Genomic DNA, 22,415 nt, shown 5'->3' on the forward strand with positions numbered 1-22,415 from the left:
ACATGCTCCGCGTCCGCGTCCGGGTTCTCGCTTCGGTCTTCGCGCTCATCGTCGTAGGGGCTTCCGCGTCCGTCGGGTGCAGCTCCGATCGCGACGGCTTCGAGGTGAAGGCGACGCCTATCGTTCCTCCCGACGGCGGCGAGCCCATCGAAGCTGCGGCGTGCGGCTACCGGTGCTCGCGCGATCTCAAGCAGGTGCTGGAGGTCTGCGAAGGCGAAGAAAAGGTCGCGAAGGTGTGCCCACCGGGGCAGGGCTGCGGAATCGACGATTGCGTCGACGCATGCTCGAGCGCCGCGCTGTCGAAGGGATCGATTGGCTGCTCGTTCTGGACCGTCCCGCCCGACGACGCACGCTACGGAGCGGGCTCGTGTTTCGCGGCCATGATCGCGAACACGTGGGACGTGCCGGTCACCATCAAGGCCGGCTACGGGGCCGATCCGCTCGACATCTCGAAGGCGACCTACACCGCAGCGGTGCCCGATGGGAGTGCAGGTCCCGTCTACACGCGCCTCGACGGTCCGCTCGCGCCGGGCGACGTGGCGATCGTCTTCCTCGCGCAGGCCGACGTGCCGGTGTCTCCCGATGCCGTGGCATGCCCGGTGGGAACGACTCCCGCGCTGATGGTCGATCCCATCCGTCGCGGCACGACCAAGACCAAGGCCTTCCACTTCGAGACGGATGCCCCCGTCGCCGCGTACTCGATCTTCCCGTACGGCGGAGCCCCGAGCAAGATCCCCACGGCGACGCTGCTCTTGCCGGTCTCGTCGTGGGACGAACGCTACATCGCCGTTTCGACGGCGAAGTTCCGGAGCAAAGGCGAATTCCTCTACGATCAGCGGACGCTCCAGATCGTCGCCAACGAAGACGACACGAAGGTCGCCATGCGTCCGACCGTCGAGGTCTTGCAAGGCGACGGCGTCGAGCCGGGCGCCGCGGGCGAGCCCGTCGAGTGGACGCTCTCGAAGGGACAAGTTCTCCAGCTCACTCAGTTCCAATCGACCTCGGGCAGCCCCATCGAGGCGAACAAGCCGGTGGCGGTGTTCGGCGGCTCGCCCTGCACCTACCTGCCTCTCGACAAGCAATATTGCGATCTCACCCAGCAACAGATCGCGCCCTTCGCGCAGTGGGGCACCTCGTACGCGCTCGTCCCGTACCGACCTCGCATCGATGCCCTTGCTGGCCCTGCTCGCGAGACGGTGCTCTGGAGTTTCGTCGGCGCCGTCGATGGCACCGTCCTGACCTACGAGCCCGCCAGGCCCCCGGGCGCCCCTGCCACGCTCTCCGCCGGTGAGGTCGCCGCCTTCGAGACCGACGCCATCGTGACCGTGAAGAGTCAGGACTCGAAGCATCCGTTCCAGGCATCGGTCTACATGAGCAGCTCGATGAGCGGCGGCGGCTCACCATCCGGCGGTCGAACGCTCGGCGATCCGGACTTCGTGACGATCGTCCCGTCGGACCAGTTCCTCGATCGCTACGTCTTCTTCGCCGACTACACCTTCCCCGAGACGTCGCTGACTCTCGTGCGCCGCAAGACCAGCACGGGCTTCAAGCCGGTGACGCTCGCGTGCGCCGGAGAGATCACGGGCTGGGAGCCGCTCGGAACCAGCGGCGAGTTCGAGTTCACCTGGGTCCACTTGACCGCCGGCAGTCGAGCTCAGACGTTCGCGGGCGGCGCCTGCGGCTACGGCCGCCACGAAGCCGCGAGCGAGGGCCCGTTCTCGGTCACCGTCTGGGGCATCGGCCGCGACGCCAGCTATGGCTATGCAGGCGGCATGGGCAGCCGCCCCATCAACGACGCGCCGCCCCCGCTGGTGAAGTAACGCCCCCATTGCGCGCGCTAGTCACCGCGTGTAACGTCCGTGCCGTCTCTCAAACGCGCCCGTAGCTCAGCTGGATAGAGCGTCGGCCTTCGAAGCCGAATGTCGTAGGTTCGACTCCTACCGGGCGTGCCACTTCCAAGAAGTCGATCGGCATCGACCGTCACCGTGGTCCGGACCGCCCCAAGGTCGATCGGTATCGAGCATGACCGGGGGCCGGACCGTCCCAAGGTCGATCAGCATCGACCGTCACCGTGGTCCGGACCGTCCCAAGGTCGATCGGCATCGAGCATGACCGTGGGCCGGACCGTCCCAAGGTCGATCGGCATTGAGCATGACCGGGGGCCGGACCGTCCCAAGGTCGATCGCAGGGCCGACGCGCGCGACACGGGCGGCGTGCCCCTCTTCCAAACGGGCGACGTCGGCGTCCTCGTGTCGGTCGGAGAGATCTGCGCGCTGCTGCCCGAAGCGTGGCGCGTTTACGGCGCGGGAAGACAGGTCGGCGATGGGCGTCGCAGAGACTCGTTGATACGGATCAGCTGACGCGCGAACGTGTAAGAAGGCGGCGGGCGGCAGTCAGGAGCCCGTCGCCGAGCGCGGCATCCGCGCCGGCCGAAGCGCCCAGCTTACCGAGTCGTTCGAGGATGATCTGGAAGATGATGCCGTTCGGGATCGCGCTCGCGCTGAGCGTTGTCAGACGGGCATGGTTCGTCCCGTAGACGGAATACCAAGCGCTCGGACCATCCGGTTCCCACCGAACCGCCGCGACGATCTCCCATGGATATGCGGCCTGGGCCGTGTGGAGACCCCAGCGGTCGATCCCGACGGGGCCGAAGAAGATACGCTCTCCCCTCATGAGAGCCGCCTCGTGACGGGGGAGCATTGCTTCGCCAGCCGCGTCACGTATGACCGCGGCGAGCTCGACATGCCTAGGGAATCGCTCGTCCACGACAACGTGCTTGCCGAAGCGCGGGACGATGGTGAGTTTCGCAGTGCGGTGTGTCGTGACTTCGAGGCCAAGCGCGACGTCGGTCCGGTGTGAGAACTGTTCCCAATACACGGCCGTGATGTCCTCCCAGAGGAGCGTCTGCCCACCCCTGTAGTTGGTGAAGACGACGCCGCGCTCGAAGAGCTCCATGCACAAGATGCGGCCGCGAAGGCCCTTCACAGTGAAGATGACGCCGAGAGGGACGAAGAAGAACGCCACCACAAGAGGGCCAATCCAGACGTTGCTCGCCGGGGGAGTCCTCCTGAGCTGGTCGATGACCAACGCCATGCTGAGGCCCGCCCACGCAACGAGCAACATCACGCCGACCGAAAGGACAACCCATCCCCCGACCACGCTTACCTTCGCGCGGTCGACGAGTCGTCCCATGCCGGACGGCGGACTCTGGGGAACCTGCGGAGGAACAAACGACACGTGAGGCGCCATGGCTAAGAGAGCGCCGCGATGGCGAGCTCGCGCCTATTCTGGTCCGCGAACCTGAGACAGGGGGGGCTTGTCAACGCCTCCCCTCCGGACGGAATGTGGCCGTGCGGGCTGGGAGGAAGACCCTGTTGCATGGTTCTCCGTACGTCTGGCTGGAGCGAATCTTCCTTGAGCCGGATCACGCCAGCGCCGGGGCAGGGAATCACCACTTACGGCGGCCATCCGACTCGCGTTTGGCGATCTTTCGACCGCGTGCGCCTTGTAGTGGATGATTGCCGAGACGGAGCTCTTGGAAGGTTGACCGCGGCGTCGACGATGGATGGTCAAGCTAGGATCCCCACGATGCCGATGCTCCCGCCCTACATGCCTGCCTCGCTTCAGGGCTCGCCGGTCGACTTCGAGTGGCAAGGTTCCCTGGCCCACATCGGCCCCGAAGGCGCGGTCACCCCGCTGCTGAAGAAGCTGGACGGATTGACGACCTGTGGCCAGCTCTCGCTGTGCGCCGGCCTGCTGACCTGGGCGGCGTGGCGTCTGAGGGACGAAACCGAGGAGGCGCTGCCGGCGCTCGAGCTGGCCGAGGCGGCGTTCGCTCACCAGGTCGACTGGCGCTACGTGGACCGCGACGCCGGTCATGTGCGTGCGGTACCGGAGGAGCCGGCGGCGTTGTCGGCCCTGCTGCAGGTCTCCTTGTTCATGTGGGAAGGCCTGAGCGTCGACTGGTTCTGGGACAGCTACTACGCGCCGATCTCCCAGACCTTTCATGCCGCGCACATCGTCCAGCACATCATGCCCAAGGCCCACCGGCCCGCCATGGTCCGCTGGCTCGACGCGGCGATCGAGCGATTGCAGCTCCACGCCAGGGCGCCGGACGAGCCGTTCCGCAAGCAACGAAGCTTTCCGAGCCTCGACGAGTGGAAGCGGTTCGTCGGCCGACATCGCGGCCAGCCGTTGCCGCCCTGCATCCTCGACCTCGAGACCGATTACCAGCCCACGCAGCGACAGGCGCTGGTCACAGGCTTCCTCGAGGGGCTCGACTGGGAGCGCAATCGCTTTCTGCGGTCCCCAAAAGCCATGCTCGCGTTGGGCTTCGAAGGCGAGCCCTACCGCGGCCCGATCCTCCAAGGCGACACGGCATGAGCGCGGTGCGCAAGCTTGCGCAGGCGGCGCGCATTGCCAGCCGGGACCTGTCGTTCGAATGGGATGAGCGGAACGTCATCGCCTACTACCGCTACCTCGACGAAGACGTCTTCGAACGCATCGATCCCTTGACCGGCAAGGCCAATCTCGGCCTGACGATCGCCGCCGCCGAATGGCTCGTCGAACGCTTCAGCGCGTGCCATGCCGACGTCATCCCCCAGAACTACCTGGCGGCGGCCTGGGCGGGGGCTGCGCATCCGGCGTATTGCGCGTACATGGAAACGTCCGACGACGATTGGCGCGGCCCCGTGCGCGGCCCGCTGGCGATGGCGATGTCCATCGTCAACGACGCGATGTACGGCCTGAGCGACCACCCGAACGTCGCGCTCAGGGCCTGCTGGATGCACAACCTGGTCACGCACGTGCTGCCTGACACCGAGGCCTTCGAGGACTGGTGGGAGGCCTGTGTCGATCGCTTGGAGCAAGTCCACGCCATCGATGTCGAACTGGCCGGTCGTGAGCCGGATCTCTTCGACAGCTTTCCGGATCAGGGGGCCGCCGTGCCGCCGCAGGCGTTCGACCCTGCTCAGCCCTACCATCCCTTGCAGGCGTGGCGGCTCTGGGACGAGTACCTCCAAGCGTTGGCCCCCGCGACCAACCCGACCCTGCCGGATCCCACCGCGCTTGACGGCATCGGCGACCTTCCCGGGCCGCCCTATCGCTACCGACCTGGGGCGGGGCAATCGCGATGAGCGAATGCGCACACCCGCTCGGACTCCGAGCTGCTCACCCAGGACGATTGCGAACTGGAGGCCAACGGCAGATCATGCCCTCGGCCCGTCTCGCGAGCCTCGCGTCGTCCTCATCACCTTCCTTCGGATGCTCCTCCCCATGTTGAAACGTCCCGCGCACATTCCCGCCGCCGTCACCCAGGCCCCGCTCACCTTCCCCTGGAGCAACGAGATCGCGATGCGTCTCGACGACTTCGACGGAGTGCCGCCGCGGCTGGGGAGGGCGCTGGCGAAGGTCAACTACAAGGGCAAGATGGCCTTCGCTCTGGGCTGTCTGGAATGGGTGGTCTGGCGCCTATCCGGCTTCACCGATGTGCAGGACGCGCTGCAGCGGATCGAGGCCGCCTGGGCTTCTCAGGTGTCCGAGGCCTATGCGCGCAGCCTGGACCTCGACAGCGTGCGCGATGACCTCACCGAGCCTGGCGATCCCGCCGGCCCGCTGCAGGAGGCGCTGATTCACCTCGAGATGCTGCATCTGATGTATCTCAAGGGCAAGCCGGAGATGACCACCAAGGCCGGCCTCTGCGCGCTGCTGGCCTTCCATGTGCTGCCGTCCGATAGCGGCTTCGAGGCCTGGCTGGAGAAGACGCTGATCGCGATGGCCGTCACCGATCCGTGCGGTCCCGACTTCGACCGCGACGCGATCCGGTTCGACTACAGCGGCGAAGCGGCGGTGCCCCGCGCCTGGCTCGATGATCTGAGCGTGCCGCGCGAACCGGCGGCCGCAGCCGCCGACTGGAACGCCTTCTTCACGGCCGCCGATCCCGCGAGCAATCCGTTCCTCGTGCCTGCCGACGAGATGCGCGCGCAGGGCTTCCCCGGCGAGCCCTACGTCTTCGCCTGATGTCTCGTCGCGCGCCGCCGCGGGACCGACCGGACGCACGACGCCCAGCCCCGACCTAGCCATGAGCCAACCGATCCATTCGTTCGCCGACCTGAACGGCTATGACCGTCAGGGCATTCGCTATCTCTGGAGCGATGCCCGTGCGAGCAAGGACTTCGCCTGGCCGATGGACGAGGTCGAAGCCCTCGCGCTCCGGGCGGAGCCCGCCAGCCTGCGATCGCGATTGGGCCTGTGCATCGCGCTTTACGAGGTGGTGGTGGCCCGGCTGCGGGAGCTGAACGACGATCCCTATCCCGCCCTGGTCGTCGAATCGGCCTGGCTGAGCCTGGCCGATCGCCGCTACCTGGAGTTCGACGAGCGCGCTCGCGACGAATGGCTCGGGCCGGTCCGCGGGCCGCTCTGGTGCGGCTTCACCTGGCTGACGCCGGCGCTGCACGAGGCGGATGACTCGCCAGCGGACTGGGAGTCGGCCTTCGTCTATCTGGCGCGGCTGGCCCACCATCTGCTGCCCGAGTCCGCTCATGCCGCCTACCGCGCCTGGCTGGAGGGCTGCATCGACCGGATCGTCCTCCATCATCCAGCGCCGGTCGTGCGACCGACCGAGGATCTCTTTGGTCGATGGAAGGAATGGCGGCGCGGCCCCTATGTCACCGCGGCCTGCTTCGATCTCGGGACGCCCTACGATCCCACCGCCGAGCACGACCGGCTGGAGCGCCTGCTGCAGTCCACGGACGTCGCCGCGAACCCGCTGCTGAAATCACCCGAAGCGCTGGAGGAGGAAGGGCTGGCCCATCCCTATCAGGCGCTGGCGCCTTACGACTCATTGAAACGCTGAGTCGCGCGCCTGCGAGCCGTGCGATCGACCGACGGACTAGAGGGCGCCGCCCGACGCCGGCGACGCCGTATTCGCTCCGTGCGTGCGCGCGCAGTAGGTGCCGTTGAAGCGGGCGTCGGTGCGCTTCACTTGCGGGGTGCGGTTCGGATCGTCGGCCTTGGCGACGGGGCACGCCCAGGCGCGCATCTCGTTGGCGTCCCAGGTGCCGAACACCTTCACCGGCTTGCCCTCGGGTAGGGCGGGCACGCTCGGGTCTTTCGGGTAGTCGACGTCGACGATCGTGCCCTCGAACGTGTCGTACTGCGGCTCGTCGAGAACCGTCATCTTGATCGGGATCCACTTCCCTTCGACCTTGTTCTTCGGGTCGGGCTTGTTCGTCGCTGTCGTCCAGGGCTTGCTCATGTCGAAGCCGAGCATGTTCGTGAGCTCGAGGACGTGCTCGCCTTGCATGCGCTGACAGCCGGCGGAGATGCGACCGCGGACGAGGCGCCAGTCCTGCGCTCCGGGTGTGGCGCCGGGGAAGTCCTCGGTGAAGTCGATCGGGCCGTGCATCGCGAAGCGGCGTGCGTCGTGGTAGTTCAGGAACGGAAAGCCACCCCAGTGCTCCTTGCCGAGCTGCGCGGGATCGTTCGGCCGGAACGGACGCACGTTGAGGTGATCGTACGAGCCGGGAACGTTGTTCCACTTGCCGTCGATCATCTTGCCGGTCGCGACGGGATAGACGACGTGCACGCGCGTGCGATCGGCAACGCGCTCGGTGACGGCATACCAAGGCAGCTTCGACGTGTCGTACGTGCGAGGCAGAAGGCCAGTCACGCGCAACGTATGACCGACGATCGACGTGACGATCTCGGGCGACTCGAGCGTCGGCATCGGGCCCTCGTAGAGCCATGCCGGTGAGGTCTCTCCAGGCTTGGTGATGGCGTCGGCCGAGTCGTCGCTCTCCTCGGTATGCGAGGCGCACGCGACGGCGAGAGCGGCGAACGAGGCGAACGAGGCGGCGGCGAGGAGCGGGCGCATGAACGTCCGCGCCTAGTTCACGGATCGTGCCATTCGCGTCGGCGCCGTTCGCCCTACGATCTCCGGGAAGAACTGGCACCGATCGGCGCGTGTCGCACCGCGTCCCGAGATACCGGTCCATGGACGATCCACGCTCTTGGCCCAGGAAATGCCATCTCTGCCCGAACGTGCAGGCACGAGACCCGATGGGGCACGTCGATGCAATCGGCATTGGCGTACGCCATACTTCCGATTCACGGCGTCACCATGTTCCGACGTTGCCGCCTTACGTCCAGTTCTTTGGGGCTCGCTCTCGCGACGCTCGTCGCGGCCTGTCGCACGCAGGCGTCGCGTGCCGATGCCGATGCGGCGCCTGCCCCACGCGTTGCCGCCTCGGATGCGAGCGCCGGGAACAAAGCGTTCGAAGCCATCCCACTGGGAACGCCCTATATCCCGCCGCAGTGCTACACGAAGACGAAGGACGAAGACGGGCGCGTCCACAATCCTTGCTTCACGTGTCACGCCGATGCCTTGCCGCCGAACTACACGGCGGACAGTTCACTGCAGCTCGCGTACGAGTTCGGTCCCGCGAGCCGCGTCAATCCGTGGACGAATCTCTACGTCGATCGCCGCTCAGCGATCGCTCGGATCTCGAACGACGAGATCGCGACGTGGGTGCGCCACGACAATTATCGCGCTCTTCCGGAGCGGCTCCGGACGACGCCCGCCTGGGATCGTGACGGCGATGGTGAGTGGTCGGGCTGGATGCCTGACGTCGCCTTCCAGTTCGACGAGGCCGGTTTCGATCACACGAAGGACGGCGCTTACACGGGCTGGCGCGCCTACGCGTACTTCCCGGTTCCCGGGGGCTTCTGGCCGACGAACGGATCGTTCGGCGATGCGATGATCCGCCTACCGGAGGCCTTCCGCGAAGACGCGCCGGGTCACTTCGATCTGCGGGTCTACAAGGTGAACCTCGCGACGGTCGAGGCGTTGATCGCACGTCGTGACGTTCCGATCGAGCCCACCGACGAAAAGGCACTCGGTCAGGATCTCGACGGCGACGGCAAGCTCGGCGAGGCGCGGGTCCTCAAGTACCGCTGGAAGCCGGGCGACGGCAGCATGCGCTGGGTCGGCCGCGCGATGGCGCAGCAGAACGCCGACGCGGTCCATCTCGCTGCGGGCCTCTTCCCCGAAGGGACCGAGTTCGCGCATTCGCTCCGCTACCTCGACGTCCAGGACGGCCGCGTGCGCATGGCGCCGCGAATGAAAGAGCTCCGGTACATGAAGAAGGAGGTCTGGGTGACCTATGACCGCCTCGAGCTGATCGCCTCCAGCGAGGCCGCCGAAAAGGACGAATCCCCCACGAAGAAGCGACCGACGCTGGCCTCGTCCGAGCGCGGCATCGGCAATCGCGCAGGTTGGTCCATCCACGGATTCATCGAAGACGCCGAGGGCGAGCTCCGCCCGCAGACGGCGGAGGAACACGGCTTCTGCATCGGATGCCATTCGGGGTCGGCGTCACCGACGACAGCATCTTCTCGTTCGGTCGCAAGCAGACGTCCGCTGCGTTCCAGCGCGGCTGGTCGCATCCGACGCAGCGCGATCTGTCGAACATCGGCGAGCCTTTGCGGGCCGACGGACGCGGCGAATACACCCACTACCTCGAGCAGAACGGCGCCGGCGACGAGCTCCGCGCCAACGATGAACTGCTCACGCGTTTTTTCGACGGTCACGGCAAGCTCGATCCGCGGAAAGCCGTTCGTCTCAAGACCGACGTGAGCACACTTCTCGTCCCGAGCCCCGAACGCGCCTTCGCTCTCGACAAGGCGTATCGCGTGATCGTCGGCGAGCAGAGTTTCGTGCGCGGCCGTGACGCCACCATCGCGCCAGCGCAGAACGTCCACCGCGAGCTCCCCGCGGGAGAGAACCTCCCGACGGGCGTCACCGAAGCCATTCCCGATCGACGCGCACGCCTCGCGGCACGCTCGGGAAGCGGTTCTCCGAAGGCCGCTCGGTAGAACGGTCAAGTCTCTTCTTTCTGCGGGCTTTCGTGACGGAGTGTGGACGCGCGGAGAGTAGCGATCGGGGGAATTTGCAGATAACCACGACGGCGCGATGCCGATCCGAGCTGCCAATGTCCGGGCCCTCCTCTCCGCCTTTGGCGTGTCGCTCGTTGTCGCGGCGTGCGGCCTCGACTCGTCCGGCGAGATGGTCACCACGCAGGACGCGACTCCGCCTGCGCATCCACCGGCCGAAACGGGCACGGGAGCACCTCCGGCGACGAGCACGCCTCCCGCGAAGGACCTCGGCGACGTGCGTGCGGGCGTCGCGACGGTGGAGACCACCCCGGCAATCGGCGTTCCTCTCGCCGGCTACACGGGGCGCCGTCGAATTCTCCCGGACCTCGATTCGAGCACGCCGAGCATGTACTTCAAGCCGTCGACCGGCGTGCGCGACGCGCTCCATGCTCGAGCACTCGTGATCGAGAGCGCCGGCAAGCGCGTGACGTTCCTCTCCGTCGACGCGATCGCAATGCTCGGCTCGCTCGTCGACGACATCGTCGCGGCCGCATCGGCGCAAGGTTCGCCCATTCAGAAAGACGACCTCGTCGTGTTTGCGAGCCATTCGCACTCCACTTCGGGCGCGCTCACGAACCTTCATTTCTGGGAGCAGGCCGCTACCGACGCGCTTGTTGCCTCCGTCCACGACGACTTCGTGAAGGCATGCGCGACGGCTATCGTGACCGCGGAGAAGGGGCTCGCGCCGGCGCACGTCGGCTTCGGTTGGGGTGAGCTCGCAGGCGCCACGAAGAACCGTCGCGCGGGCATCTCCAAGGTGTTCACCGAGGATTCGGTCGACAAGACCATGGCTGTCCTTCGCGTCGACGACGTGAACGACAAGCCGATGGCCACGCTCGTGAACTTCTCCATCCACCCGACGGCCCTCGGCGCCGACAACTTCGCATTCTCGGCCGATCTTGCCGGCGGTATCGCCGCGTACGTCGAGAAGGCCACGGGCGTCCCAATGCTCTTCGCGCAAGGAGCCGAGGGCGACATCGCCCCCGCGCAAGGCGGCGACGCGGCCATCGACTCGCTCGGAGCCATCGTCGGACACAAGGTCGTCGAGATTCGCGATGCGACGAAGACGCGTGATCACCTGCGCCTCGCCACGGCAAACGCCGTCGTCGACTTCGGCAAGGCCACACTCGTCGCGCGTCCGGATGCGCTCTCGACGCCGGCCCTCGACCTCTCGATCCTCGCGCCTCTCGGTTCGATCGAGCTCGGTCCCGACTTCGTCGACCACAAGTTCCGCTTCCAGGCGATCCGCATCGACGACGACGTCATCGCCGCGATCCCCGGCGAGCCGATTCACACGCTCGGCCTCCGCATCCGTGACGAAGGCAAGAACGTCGGCTTCGAACACGTGCTCGTCTTCGGCCTCTCGAACGGACACATGTCCTACGTCACCGACGCCGACGAGTACGACGCCGGCGGCTACGAAGCGGCCGCTACTCTCTACGGTCGCGACACGGGCGACCGCCTCGTCACGGCCGCCCTGGATCGGCTCAAGGAAGTCCTCGCCAAGTAGGCGTTACGGCTTCTTCGTCGGAAGGGGCGAGGGAAGGACCTTCACTGGCGCCGGCTTGTTGATTGGAGGCGACTTCGGAGCGGTCGTTCGTCGCCAGGTTGCGACGAACTCGGCGGCCGACCGCATGACGGGCTCGATCGAGACGCTCTGCGCCATCAGGTCCCCGAGGAAGTCGGGGTAGAGGCCGATGTGCGCGAAGCCGTCGACGTTGAAGTCGAATGTTCGCTGACCGCTGACCTGCTTGTCGAACATGCCGAAGCCCGGGATCGTGACCGGGTAGGCGAGGCGCGTCGTCTGCGAGTTCTTCTGCGAGGCCTCCCGTCCACAGGCCTCGTCTCCGAAGCGCGGGCCGACGTGGCCCGCCATTCCATTGAAGTCGCTTCCGAACGCGACGACGCCCATCTTGCCTACGGCGTAGTTGTAGTTCTGGGCGAAGCTGACCGAAGAGTTCTTGCATCGGGTCTGCGCCGGCTCGAGCTCGTCCTCGGTCATGACCGACACCAAGGATCCGAACTTCTTCAGCTGGGCGAGCTGCGCCGCCGTGCGCATCCGTTCGTGGCGATTCTTCACCTTCGACGTGTCGTAGACCTCGTTGAAGAGCCCGTGGCCGACGAAGAACGGATAACCACCGCGCTTGTCGGCGATCGCGAAGGTGTCGTCGATCATCTTCGAGGACATGTGATCGATGTCGATCATCATGCCGAGGTCCATCAGCTTGTTGATGAGCACGTTGCCTGCGCCGGGTGACAGCCCTTTGACGTTGCAGTTGAGCGTGCCCAGGTCCGAGATCCCGGGGCACGGCGCGCTGATGAACGGCGCTCCTGCAATCTTCACGTTCGCGACACCCAGCAGGTTGATGAAGAGCGCGGAGCCTCCCATCGCCGTATCGAAGTCGTGGATCGGGAACATGTAGCGAACGCCCTTGCCGTAGTACTTGTCGACTTGGGACGTGATGTACGCCGGCGTGCAGTGTTGGGCGTTCGGCTTGCAACCGAAGAGCGTGTCGGCCTCGATTCCGAGCACCACGGCGAGCTTGCCGGCGCGGATGGCCTGCTCGGCTTCGTCCGGAGTCCGCACGATCTTGAACCAACCGCCTCCCGGCTGCGTGTTGAGCCAGGTCTCGAAGGCGATGGCGGCATCGAGCTGCTTGTCGACGCTCGCCATCGAGTCCGTGCATTGCGTGCCGCGAAGATGCTTCGAGAACGTGCACGCAAACTCGTTGGCGACGGCGAGCATGACCATCACCCGCATCCCGCCGCGCCAGGCTCGCTCGAGCCATTTGTAATAGACCTGCTGATGGGTCTTGGAGTGCCAGGTCGGCCATCCGGTGAAGATCGGCGCGCCGAAGTAGCTCTTCGAGGCGTCGCCGTTCACGCCCAGGAAGTCGTCGATGATGGGGATGTGGTCGCCGTGCATGACGTTCGCCCCGCAGTTCGGAACGAGCGGGGGGCAGATGCCGACACGTTGCTGGTTCCCGGCCGGCAAGACGAGATCGAGGTCGGTGCCAAAGTCGGCCCTGAGTGCCTTCGCAGCACCGCCGACCGGATCGTACGCCGCGCCCGCGAGCGTGCCGCCTCCGAACGCGAGGTTCGCGAACATGTGGACGTGGAGATCGGCGAAGCCACGCATCGGATCCGTGACGGCAGGCGCGGGCGTTCTCATGTTGATGTCCGGCTCGGTCATCGGCAGGTTCTTGTTGAAGCACATGCCGCTCGAGCCACGGCATTCGCCGTTGCATCCCGGAGCCTCGTCGAGGCCGGGGTCGCACGGTCGGTTTCCGATCGCGGCGCGCTCGACCAACGTGCACGCGCGCTGGCCCATGCGACCACAATCGAGCGAGGCGCGGTCGACGCAACGGCCGCCGACCTCCGCCATGCCGACGTCACACGAGGTGCCGAAAGGCCGCTCGGTGACGATGTTGCACGGCCGCTCGTTGGCGCGCCCGCACGCAGGATGAATGCACATGGCCGGGTTGCCCGGGCGCTCGGCGAGGTTCTTGTTGTTGCAGCTCGGAACGCGCTCGATGACGAGACACGCGCGCTGGTTCTCGTCACCGCACACGCCGCGCTTCAAACATTTGCCGGCCAGCTCGACGAGGCCCGCATTGCACGAGGGAACTCGCTCGAGCGGAACTGCAAGGCAAGGTCGCTGGCCGTCCGCCCCGCACGCGCCCTTCACCTCGCATTTGCCCTGATAGAGGATGAGGCCGGAGGCGCAGTCGGACTTGAACACGCCGCAGCCGGCCTGCCCGACGCCGCCACAATTCGCCGCCAATGCATCATTCGAAATGACCATTGATGTGGCGGCGCTGAAGCCAAATAGCGCGAAAACTGCACCAAGCGCTCGTCCGCGCCCTCGTCGAGAGTTGTCGAACATGCCGCGAGATTAGTGAGAGCCGACGCGCAGTGAGACGCTTTGCGCAGCGTGGCGCGCTGATGAAATGGAATGGCGCGAGCGCGACGGACGGTTGTACGTTCATGACGTGGGGCGACGCGAATCGAACGAGGCCTTCACGCTCGTTCCCTCACTCCAGGAATTCTTCGGGCCGCCGGCGCGACGCTACGTCTTGCGGCGCTCCTTCGCCTACTGGCAGGCGGAGCGCAGGGTGTTCGGCATGATGATGTGGGGGCGTCCCGAAGAAGCGGACGTCCTCGAGATGGTCGAAGCGTACGAGGTCGGCGCGAACCCGCTCTTTCGCGGTCACACGTCGCTCGTCGACGTGCGCGACCTCGAGTCCGTCGACCTCATGTCCTTCGAGACGATGCTTGCGCACCTGAAGCAGCGTCGCGATGCGTGGTCACCGAACGTTGGGAAACAGGTCGTCCTTCATCGAGGAGGGTTTGCCCATGCTGCCGTCGTGGGGATGTTCCAATTCTTGAAGCCCGCCCACCCGGTGGAGTTCTGCGAAGATCCCGGCGCGGCCTTCGAAGCCGTGGACGCGGTCGACGTCCGTGATGAGGTCGAGGCACTGAAGGCACGTCTTCTCGGGCTTCCAGAGCCCGTCCGGCGCCTGCGCGCGGCACTCGATGCACTCCCGCCCGATGTCGCTCCGGCGGCCATCGCCAAACATCTCGGCACGAGCATACGGTCGCTGCAGCGTCGGCTGACCGAGTGCGGGACGTCACTCCGCGCCGAGAAGCAGCTGCACATCCTCCGAAGCGCGGAACGTCTCCTCGAGACGACGGAGCTGGACCTCGATGCGCTCGCGGCAAGAGTCGGTGCGAGCTCCGGATCCCATCTCGTCACGCTTTTCCGTCAACATCACAAGACGACGCCGGGGGCATTTCGGATCGCTCGTCATCGCGCTCAACGACCGCACGCCGGGGAGGAGCCGGCGAAATCGAAGTCGCTTCGGTAACGCACGTCGCTGGCGTTTCGCTTCCTGCCGCGCTAGCAGGAGCGCATGCGTTTCTCGGGGCGGATTCTGGTCTGCGCGGCGCTTCTCGCGCCGTTTGCCTGGCTTGCATGCAGCGACGACGACTCGGCGGGCAACCCCGCATCGTCGAACGCCGGTGATGGTGCGGCCCCCATGCCGACCACGACGGCCAGTCCCTCCTCGGACTCCGGTAGCGGTGACTCCTCGACGCCGGGCGATGGCGGCATTCAGCGTGGGCCGGTGACGCTCGACTTCGATCCGTCCGGCAACGGTGATCCGATATCGGCCGTCTGGGACGACGCCAAGAAGACGCTATTCATTGCGGACAATCGCAACAATCAGATCTGGTCGTGGACGGATGCCGACGGCTTCAAGAAGGTCGCGACCGTGCTCGACGATCCCGCGGCCGACGACGCAGGGCGCACGAATCTCGGTCAGCTCGTCGAGCTCGACGACGGAACGTTGGTCGTCCCGCGCTTCGGCATGGGCACGGTGGGCGCGATTCTCTACGTCGACCCGACCACCGGCGCTTCGACCGCGGTGCCGAACATCGCGGCAAATCGCAAGCGAACGGCGCTGGCCAAGTCGCCCGACGGCAAACTTTGGGGCGGGTACTTCTTCCAACCCGGGGACGGGAAGGGCGTCGTCACCCGCATCGAGCTGGATGCCGGAGAAGTCGACTACGCCGTCGGTTTCGAGAAGCCGGTGGCGGCGCTCGTCGTCGACGGCAAGCTCCTCGTGAGCGAGCAGTCCAGGAGCGGCGGCATCATCTATTCACTTCCGCTCGACGGAACGTTCGAGGAGGGCGAGCCCTACGACGTGTTCGCGATGGTGCCCTCGACCGACGCGTTGACCGAGGGGCCGAACGGGTCGGTATTCACCGGCCAGTTCAAGCCTCTCGCCGATGGTGGCGCGATTCAGATCCGCCAGGCATTTCCCGATGGCGGCGTTCGGGAGCTCTTTGCCGACGCGCAGCTCGCGAAGGCCCAGTGCGTCGCCTACGACAAGACGAACAAGCGACTCTTCGTCTGCGACAGCAACGGGTCGACCGTTCGCACGATGCGCATCTTCCCCATCGACTGACGCGCGATGGTTGGCTCCCCCGCTCGCCGCGCTTCGCTCGTAGCCATCGTGGTGGCTACGGCGTGTAGCACCGGCGAGCCGGCGTCGGGGCCGAACACCGAAGCCCGTCCTACGTGCGCCTCATCGTATCCGTCAGGCGCGTACGGAACGACGACCGGCGCGACCCTCGAGGACCTGTCATTTCCAGCGCTGCTCGCCGACGGGACCGCGGCGACCTTTTCCATGCATGATGCATTGGAGTCGTGCGCTGCCGAGCCGAGAATCCTGGTCCTTCGCATCCAGGCCGGCTTCTGCGGAACGTGCCGCTGGCATGGGGCGCATCTCGATGGATTGTTCGGCGCGCCGTCGCGTGTACGGGTGGTCGACGTTCTCGTGCGTGACGACGACGGCTCACCTGCGTCGGAGGCCGACCTGGCGACGTGGCAAGAGCGGCAGGATCAAAAGACGATCGTGGCGCTCGATGCGAACGCACGCTTCGTCGTTCCACAGACTGCGTTGCCTCGAATCCTCGTCGTCGACCCCCGCACGATGCGTATTCGCGCGGACCTCGCGAGCCCGGGCCCCGAGTTCTTGGCCGAGGAGGTCGCTCGCGCCGTGGCCGACGTCGATGGCGTGGCCGCGCCCACGTCCAACGAGCCGACGAAGGTCGACGGCCGCTTCGACCGCATGCAATGGGACATGATGCGAGGAATGTTCCTCGGAAGCGGCGGGCCTCCGAAGGATCCGACGAATCGAGTCGCGGACGACGTGCCCGCTGCCGCGCTCGGCAAGCTTCTCTTCGCGGACCAGTCTCTCTCTCCGTCGGGCCTCGTCTCCTGCGAAGGCTGTCACGAGCCGAGCCGCACGTTTGCCGACAATGCGGAGACGGCTACGCGAGGCATCGGTGGGGTGGAGCGCAATACGCCGTCGGTCGTTCTCTCGGCGTGGTCACGCTGGCAATTCTGGGACGGGCGCGCCGATTCGCTCTGGATGCAGGCGCTCGGCCCCTTCGAAGCTCCGGCGGAGTTCGGTTCGTCTCGACTCTTCGTGGCTCACCGAATCCATGATGTCTACAAGGATGCATACGAGCCCATCTTCGGGCCCCTACCAGACCTCGCCGATACGTTGCGTTATCCGCCTTCGGGTGGTCCTGGTGCCTCGGCATACGACGCGATGCCCGAGTCCGACCGCGACGCCGTGACGGCGGTATTCGTGAACGTGGGGAAGGCCATTGCGGCCTACGAGCGAAGCTTCCGAACGTACGGGACGGCGCTCGATTCCTATCGCAGCGGCTACGCCGATGCTCTCACGGACTCCCAGAAAGACGGCCTGCTCGCGTTCTTCACGACCGGCTGCGCACAGTGCCATTGGGGGCCACGCCTCACCGATGACGCGTTTCACGTCGTGCGCTTTCCGACGGGCCATCATGACGGCAGCGCGGACCCGGGGAGGAGTGAAGGGCGCGCTGCCTACGAATCGAGTGAGTTTCGCGTCGATGGTCGCTGGAGCGATTCACCTGCTCCGCCACGGCGAGTCGTCCACGATGGCGAGCTCGGCGCCTTCAAGACGCCGCCCTTGCGCGGTGTCGTGCTCACGGGCCCCTATGGCCACGGCGGAAGCGTGCCTCTCTTGAGAATGGCCGTCGATCTGCATCGAACGCTCGGCATGCCCCAAGGCAGCACGATGACCACCGGTGACGTCGATCCGTGCCTCGTTCCTTTCGACGCTGCACGCGTCGACGCGATCACGAGCTTTCTCGGTACCCTCGGGCTCGGCTTCTCGAGCACGCTGTAGCAGCGCCCAGAAACACGAAACCCCGGTCCCGCGCTCGGCGGAATCGGGATCGTTCTCACGTGAGGCGCGGGATCAGGCGTTCTTCCAGCCCATCTCGATCTTGAAGTCGGGAACGTTCGGCCTCGTGACCGCCCACTCCGTGATCTTGTACGAGGTGACCTGCTTGCCCATCGACTCGAGCGCGAAGTTCATCCAGCCGGCCGACATCGCCGCGAGGTGATCGAAGCCCAAGGTGTCTTTGAAGTGCGCGACCACGCGGTCTTCGGTGACGTCGACTTCGACCGTACCCTTGTTGTTGTCTCGCGCGTAGAGCGACGGCAGCTTCTTTGCGAAGAGCGTGGGCGTGAGCACGCGCATGACGAGGCGGAGGAAGGTGTTCGACGCGTCGCGCGCGGCGAAGATTCCGCATCCGATGAGGTCTTGCTCGGCGAGCTTCATGTCGCCATCGCAAGCCGCGATGACCGCGTTGAACATCTCGGTCATCGGGACCGTGGGGTACCACTCCGCCGACTTGAGCGATTCGATGTAACGAATCGTCTCCGGTGAAATACTGGCGATGACCTTGGGGCGTCGAGCCGGGTCGACGCCTTCGCGGCAGTACTTCAGCGCGGCGGCAATGCCGTAACCACGAGTCTTGAATTCCGTCATCGAGGCCTCAGGGTCGCATTAAATCCGGGCGAAGGTCCACCCTCGTGGCCTTCGCGCTTCGAACAAAATCAAGGACCTGAACGCGTGATTCGCGGGGACTACGTGCCCGTACGCACTTTTGGAACCCCCGCAATTCCGTATCCTCCCTGGGTAGGAATACCCAGTATTCGGTCCAGCTTGGGCGGCGGTCAATTGATATCCTCCCTGGGTAGGAATACCTAATTTCCGTTTGGGGCATTTTGCGCCAGAACGCGAAACAGCCGGCGTGGGGAGATCCACGCCGGCTGCTCGAAGATCCAAGGGATCTCGTTCGGTTACAGGATCTGAAGGAACTCGAGGAGGTCGGAGCGCTCCTTCCGACTCATGTGAATCGGGAAGTTCTTGCCGTCCGCCGAGCGGTTGTACTCGTCACTGTTGAAGTAATCGACCACGTCTTCCAGCGTCGCCATGCTGTTGTCGTGGAAGTACGGGCCGGCGTCCTTCACGCCACGAAGCTGCGGGACGGCGGGTGCGAACGTTGGGAAGTTCGGCGGCCGCACGCCGTTGCCGAGAGCTTCGGTGTTGGTGAGGTTGTTGAAGACGTTCGGCGTGTTGTGACACGTCATACAGTTCTTCTCGAACACGTCGCGGCCGCGGCGCTGCTCCTTCGTCTGCGCGTTCACGGTGTAGAACGCGTCGTTGACGAGCTTGTTGTGGAGCGGCGCGTTCGGATCGCGGAGGTCCGCGAGGCGCGGGTCCGAGAAGATGCTGAACTGGAACGCCTGCATGTCGTTGCCTTCACGCGTGGTGAAGAGCTCGTCGAAACGTTCGTCGGTGACCTGCGTGTGGCTGAAGACGGCGCCGCGATCGACCTCGAAGAGCGAGCGCCCACGACCGAATAGGACCTACCCCTCCCAACTCGGTAGCGTCGCGCCTGAATGCGAGTCGCGTGCTTGGCGAACGGGTGGCGATCGCCATTGCCCGCCGAGGGCGACGACTCCGGGGCGGTACTGACAAGTGCTCCGACGGTCGAGCTGGTGATCTCCCGCGGAAAGCGATCTCCCCGCGATCACCGGCTGCGACCGCGGAGCATTCCCCTACGTGAGAGCCGCGAGTCCGCGCAGCTCGGCACCGGCCCCTATCCATCCTCTCCGACCGATCGGCACTGATTCAAATGAGACAGTTGTCTCATATAGATCAGTGTCGATTTTTACGACGTTGGGGCGCTCCGACAGAAGGTCCGGCTGCGCACGAAACCCGAATTGTTGGATTTGAGACGACTGTCAAAGTGGCTCAAATGGCTGAGCTTTCAGTCCAGTTCGGTAGGAAAATTTGGACTCGATGAAATCGTGAGACTTGTTTTTATGGATTTCCAAATACGAAGTCATGCAGGGCACTATGTCATTTGGGATAGTGCTGGGGCCCGATGTCGCGGCTGCTGGTCTTCGGATTAACCAGGTGATTCCGGAGGGTTGACGGCTGTCTCATATGAGACAGTGTCTCAAATGAAGTAGTCAAAATGTACTGCCGCCAACTTGTTCGTGCGCTACATGCGTATTCGTCGGTTTGCCAAGTTCGGTCGAATGTCAGTAAAATACCGCGATAACCAAGTCTCACGCTTGTTCTCCGATATCGCCGCTCTGATCGCGGATGGGGTGGGGGACAAGGAGGCGCTGAGCTCGCAATTGAACGAGCTCACGGCGTCGAACTCGCCCGAGGTCGCCGACTACTGGCGGCGCACCAACCGGGGAATGGGCGTTCCGGATGTGGCTTTCCGAGGACGTTCGCCCTACCTCTTCCCCGAAGAGGCACCGGCCCGAACCTTCCGCACGAGTGGCACGTCCGGCCAGGAGCGGGGTGAGGCGCACTACAGCGCGCGCGGCATGGAGTTGATGGACCTGTCCATCGTCACCAATGCGCGCCGAAACGTCGTTCGTGGCTTGGAGCGACCGATCATCCTGCGCTTCGTCCCTCCGGAGGCTCTCGCGCCGGAGATGGTGATGGCGCACGGCATGGAGCTCATCGCTCGAACGTTTGGTCACCCCGAGCTGAGCGCGTGCCTGGTCTCGCCCTCGGGGGTCGACTTCCCCCTCCTGCTCTCGCGGCTCGACACGGCGGTGTCGCATGGCATCCCCGTCGTGCTCATCGGTGGCTCGTTCGCGTACGTCAACGTGTGCGACGCGCTCGAAGGGATGGGCCGCTCCTGGGAACTGCCCAAGGGGTCTCGCATGATCGACGCGGGCGGCTTCAAAGGCCGTTCACGTGTCGTCGGTGTCGACGCACTTCGCAGCATGGTCGGCCGCACCTTCGGCATCGCTTCCAGCGAGTGCACGAACCTCTTCGGCATGACCGAGCTCGCGAGCCAGCTCTACGACGCGGCGGACGTGGCCGTCGGACCCATCGGCGAACGACCGAAGGGCTCCACCTCGTTCGTGCAGCCGCGCGTGCGTGACTCGCTCGACCTCTCGCTCCGCACGGAGGGGAAGGGCCTTCTCGAGGTCGCCGATCTCTGCATTCTCGATCGACCGCACGTCGTGCTCACCGGAGATCGTGGCGTTGCGCGTCCGGAAGGCGTCGCCATCACGGGACGAATCGAACGCGGTCAGAGCCGCGGCTGCTCGCTCACGCTCGACGCGATGACCGGAGGTGCATCATGACGTCATCGACTGCCCTCGCCGCTTGGATCTCCTGGATGCCGAGCTGGGTTCCTTCTTCGTCGCTCGGCCAGTTCGAGGTCGCTGCGAGTGGGGACCGAACGGCGCCTTGGCGCTGTGCACGACCTCCGGCCGAAGGTTGGGCGTCGCTCGGAGAAGGCCTTCGCATTGCGCAGAAGAAACTTCGCGCGATGTCCGTCGCGGAGATCGTGGAGGCGATCGACAAGGTCGCCAAGATCTGGACGGACCGGACTTCGCCGATTCGCCTCGAGGCGCGCGCTCGCGTCGTGGCGGCCACGGGCTTCTCGCCAGAAGCCGTCGACCGCAGCTTCGACGTCGAGCTCAAGAACTACCGGGCCGATTCGCTCGAGCGCGTTCTGCGTCGTGAGCTCGTCGACCCCAAGGTGCTCGACGGATTCCAGCCGGATGCGGAGTTGAAGGGCGCCACGCGTGCGATTGGACCGCGCGTCACGCTCGTCATTCTCACGGGCAACGTCCCGGCGCTTCCAGCGCTTTCGATCGTCCGTGCGCTCCTCGTGAAGTCGGCCGTCATCGCGAAGGTCGCGAGCGGCGAGCCCACGTTCGCGGCGCTCTTCGTTCGCTCGCTCGCCGACGTGGTTCCCGCGTTCGGAGAGGCGATTGCGGTCACGTACTGGGATCGCGACGACGAGACGTCTCTCAAGGGCGCTCTGAGTCAGGTGGACGCCGTGATTGCGTACGGTGGTGACACGGCCTGCGCGGCCATTCGGGCGCACGTCGGCGCGCACCAGCGCTACATCGAACACGGTCACAAGCTCTCGTGCGAACTCGTCTCGAAGCACTACCTCGAGGAGCTAGGTCCTTCGGAGGTGGCGCGTCGAATCACCGAAGACGTTTCGACGTTCAACCAGCATGCCTGCATCGCGCCTCAGGCGGTCATCGTCGAGGGCGACACGGAGACCGCTCGTCGCTTCGGCGCCGAGCTTGCCGTGGCGATGGACGCGTATGCCAAGGAGTGCCCGCTCGGCACGCTCGAAGAATCGGATGCATCGTCCCTCCAGGTTCGTCGACTGACCGACGCCTGGAACGCCGCAAGCAACGACAAGTGTGACCTCTGGAAGGCCGCTGGGCTCGACTGGACCGTCACACTGGGTGAAAGCCTGGCCGGTATCACCGGTGCGGGTAATCGCATGATCCGGGTGATCCCGGCGTCGAGCATGTCGAACGCCATCGACATCGTCCGCCCGATCGCTCGCCACTTGCAGAACGTCGGTGTCGGCGCGAACGGCTCCGAACTCTGGACGACGACCGAAGAGCTCGCGCTGCTTGGCGCGTGTCGGGTCAGCGAGCCGGGGCGGATGGCCGAGCCGAGCATGATCTGGAAACACGACGGCATGCCCTGCGTCTCGCAATTGCTGCGCTGGTGTGACGTCGAAATGCATCGAGATAGCGATCCGTCGAGTCGTTAGGAAGAGGGCGG

18 protein-coding genes and 1 tRNA gene are annotated in these 22,415 nt (G+C 65.6%); 14 read left to right on the plus strand and 5 right to left on the minus strand.

Features of this window, described 5'->3' with window-relative positions:
* Window positions 1–2: 2 nt before the first annotated feature.
* On the plus strand, window positions 3–1,820 hold the full coding sequence (locus AKJ09_RS18335) for an IgGFc-binding protein (protein ID WP_169927639.1): 1,818 nt from the start codon (window positions 3–5) through the stop codon (window positions 1,818–1,820).
* Window positions 1,821–1,875: 55 nt separating this feature from the next.
* Window positions 1,876–1,952, plus strand: a tRNA-Arg gene (locus tag AKJ09_RS18340).
* 400 nt (window positions 1,953–2,352) lie between these two features.
* Here AKJ09_RS18340 and AKJ09_RS18345 read toward each other — a convergent pair.
* Window positions 2,353–3,237, minus strand: coding sequence for a DUF6585 family protein (locus AKJ09_RS18345; RefSeq protein WP_146648496.1), 885 nt, complete (start codon window positions 3,235–3,237; stop codon window positions 2,353–2,355).
* Between the two features lie 351 nt (window positions 3,238–3,588).
* Here AKJ09_RS18345 and AKJ09_RS18350 point away from each other — a divergent pair, with 351 nt between their 5' ends.
* From AKJ09_RS18350 to AKJ09_RS18365, 4 genes are all read left to right on the plus strand, one after another.
* Window positions 3,589–4,383: a hypothetical protein gene (locus AKJ09_RS18350; protein ID WP_146648497.1), complete on the plus strand. Its 795-nt coding sequence runs from the start codon at window positions 3,589–3,591 to the stop codon at window positions 4,381–4,383.
* The gene (locus AKJ09_RS18355) at window positions 4,380–5,135 is read left to right on the plus strand and encodes a hypothetical protein (RefSeq protein WP_146648498.1); all 756 of its coding nucleotides are present in this window, start codon (window positions 4,380–4,382) and stop codon (window positions 5,133–5,135) included. Before AKJ09_RS18350 ends, AKJ09_RS18355 begins: the two co-directional genes overlap by 4 nt.
* Window positions 5,136–5,274: 139 nt before the next feature.
* On the plus strand, window positions 5,275–6,018 hold the full coding sequence (locus AKJ09_RS18360) for a hypothetical protein (protein WP_146648499.1): 744 nt from the start codon (window positions 5,275–5,277) through the stop codon (window positions 6,016–6,018).
* 61 nt (window positions 6,019–6,079) lie between these two features.
* On the plus strand, window positions 6,080–6,853 hold the full coding sequence (locus AKJ09_RS18365; RefSeq protein ID WP_146648500.1) for a hypothetical protein: 774 nt from the start codon (window positions 6,080–6,082) through the stop codon (window positions 6,851–6,853).
* Window positions 6,854–6,889: 36 nt separating this feature from the next.
* Here AKJ09_RS18365 and AKJ09_RS18370 read toward each other — a convergent pair whose 3' ends face one another.
* Complete coding sequence (locus AKJ09_RS18370) at window positions 6,890–7,873, minus strand: hypothetical protein (protein WP_146648501.1); 984 nt, start codon at window positions 7,871–7,873, stop codon at window positions 6,890–6,892.
* A 279-nt stretch (window positions 7,874–8,152) separates the two neighbouring features.
* Here AKJ09_RS18370 and AKJ09_RS18375 point away from each other — a divergent pair, with 279 nt between their 5' ends.
* The 3 genes from AKJ09_RS18375 (at window position 8,153) to AKJ09_RS18385 (ending at window position 11,443) form a co-directional block, all read left to right on the plus strand.
* Window positions 8,153–9,634, plus strand: a complete 1,482-nt coding sequence (locus AKJ09_RS18375) for a hypothetical protein (protein ID WP_146648502.1) — start codon at window positions 8,153–8,155, stop codon at window positions 9,632–9,634.
* Window positions 9,631–9,873: a hypothetical protein gene (locus AKJ09_RS18380; RefSeq protein WP_146648503.1), complete on the plus strand. Its 243-nt coding sequence runs from the start codon at window positions 9,631–9,633 to the stop codon at window positions 9,871–9,873. Before AKJ09_RS18375 ends, AKJ09_RS18380 begins: the two co-directional genes overlap by 4 nt.
* 97 nt (window positions 9,874–9,970) lie before the next feature.
* Window positions 9,971–11,443 carry a neutral/alkaline non-lysosomal ceramidase N-terminal domain-containing protein gene (locus AKJ09_RS18385; protein ID WP_146648504.1) on the plus strand — a complete coding sequence of 491 codons (1,473 nt, stop codon included), beginning with the start codon at window positions 9,971–9,973 and terminating at the stop codon, window positions 11,441–11,443.
* Window positions 11,444–11,446: 3 nt separating this feature from the next.
* On the opposite strand, the gene AKJ09_RS18390 is transcribed toward AKJ09_RS18385, so the two are convergent.
* Window positions 11,447–13,738, minus strand: a complete 2,292-nt coding sequence (locus AKJ09_RS18390) for a membrane dipeptidase (protein WP_169927640.1) — start codon at window positions 13,736–13,738, stop codon at window positions 11,447–11,449.
* 187 nt (window positions 13,739–13,925) lie between these two features.
* Between AKJ09_RS18390 and AKJ09_RS18395 the strand changes: the two genes are divergently transcribed.
* The 3 genes from AKJ09_RS18395 to AKJ09_RS18405 are packed head-to-tail and all read left to right on the plus strand — an operon-like array spanning window position 13,926 to window position 17,675.
* On the plus strand, window positions 13,926–14,801 hold the full coding sequence (locus tag AKJ09_RS18395; RefSeq protein WP_169927641.1) for an AraC family transcriptional regulator: 876 nt from the start codon (window positions 13,926–13,928) through the stop codon (window positions 14,799–14,801).
* Window positions 14,802–14,846: 45 nt separating this feature from the next.
* On the plus strand, window positions 14,847–15,902 hold the full coding sequence (locus AKJ09_RS18400) for an NHL repeat-containing protein (RefSeq protein WP_146648507.1): 1,056 nt from the start codon (window positions 14,847–14,849) through the stop codon (window positions 15,900–15,902).
* A gap of 6 nt (window positions 15,903–15,908) precedes the next feature.
* The gene (locus tag AKJ09_RS18405) at window positions 15,909–17,675 is read left to right on the plus strand and encodes a cytochrome-c peroxidase (RefSeq protein WP_146648508.1); all 1,767 of its coding nucleotides are present in this window, start codon (window positions 15,909–15,911) and stop codon (window positions 17,673–17,675) included.
* 72 nt (window positions 17,676–17,747) lie between these two features.
* Here the strand turns inward: AKJ09_RS18405 and AKJ09_RS18410 are convergent, their stop codons facing one another.
* The gene (locus AKJ09_RS18410; RefSeq protein WP_146648509.1) at window positions 17,748–18,323 is read right to left on the minus strand and encodes a hypothetical protein; all 576 of its coding nucleotides are present in this window, start codon (window positions 18,321–18,323) and stop codon (window positions 17,748–17,750) included.
* A 314-nt stretch (window positions 18,324–18,637) separates the two neighbouring features.
* Window positions 18,638–19,090: a c-type cytochrome gene (locus AKJ09_RS18415; RefSeq protein WP_146648510.1), complete on the minus strand. Its 453-nt coding sequence runs from the start codon at window positions 19,088–19,090 to the stop codon at window positions 18,638–18,640.
* Between the two features lie 762 nt (window positions 19,091–19,852).
* On the opposite strand from AKJ09_RS18415, the gene AKJ09_RS18420 reads away from it, so the two are divergent.
* Window positions 19,853–20,959, plus strand: a complete 1,107-nt coding sequence (locus tag AKJ09_RS18420) for a LuxE/PaaK family acyltransferase (RefSeq protein ID WP_205633736.1) — start codon at window positions 19,853–19,855, stop codon at window positions 20,957–20,959.
* Window positions 20,956–22,404 (plus strand): acyl-CoA reductase, encoded by a 1,449-nt coding sequence (locus AKJ09_RS18425; protein WP_146648511.1) that lies wholly within the window; start codon window positions 20,956–20,958, stop codon window positions 22,402–22,404. Before AKJ09_RS18420 ends, AKJ09_RS18425 begins: the two co-directional genes overlap by 4 nt.
* The last annotated feature ends 11 nt before the right edge of the window (window positions 22,405–22,415 follow it).

Origin of the sequence: Labilithrix luteola (assembly GCF_001263205.1) — a bacterium.
In the GTDB taxonomy this organism is placed as follows: Bacteria; Myxococcota_A; Polyangia; order Polyangiales; family Polyangiaceae; genus Labilithrix; species Labilithrix luteola.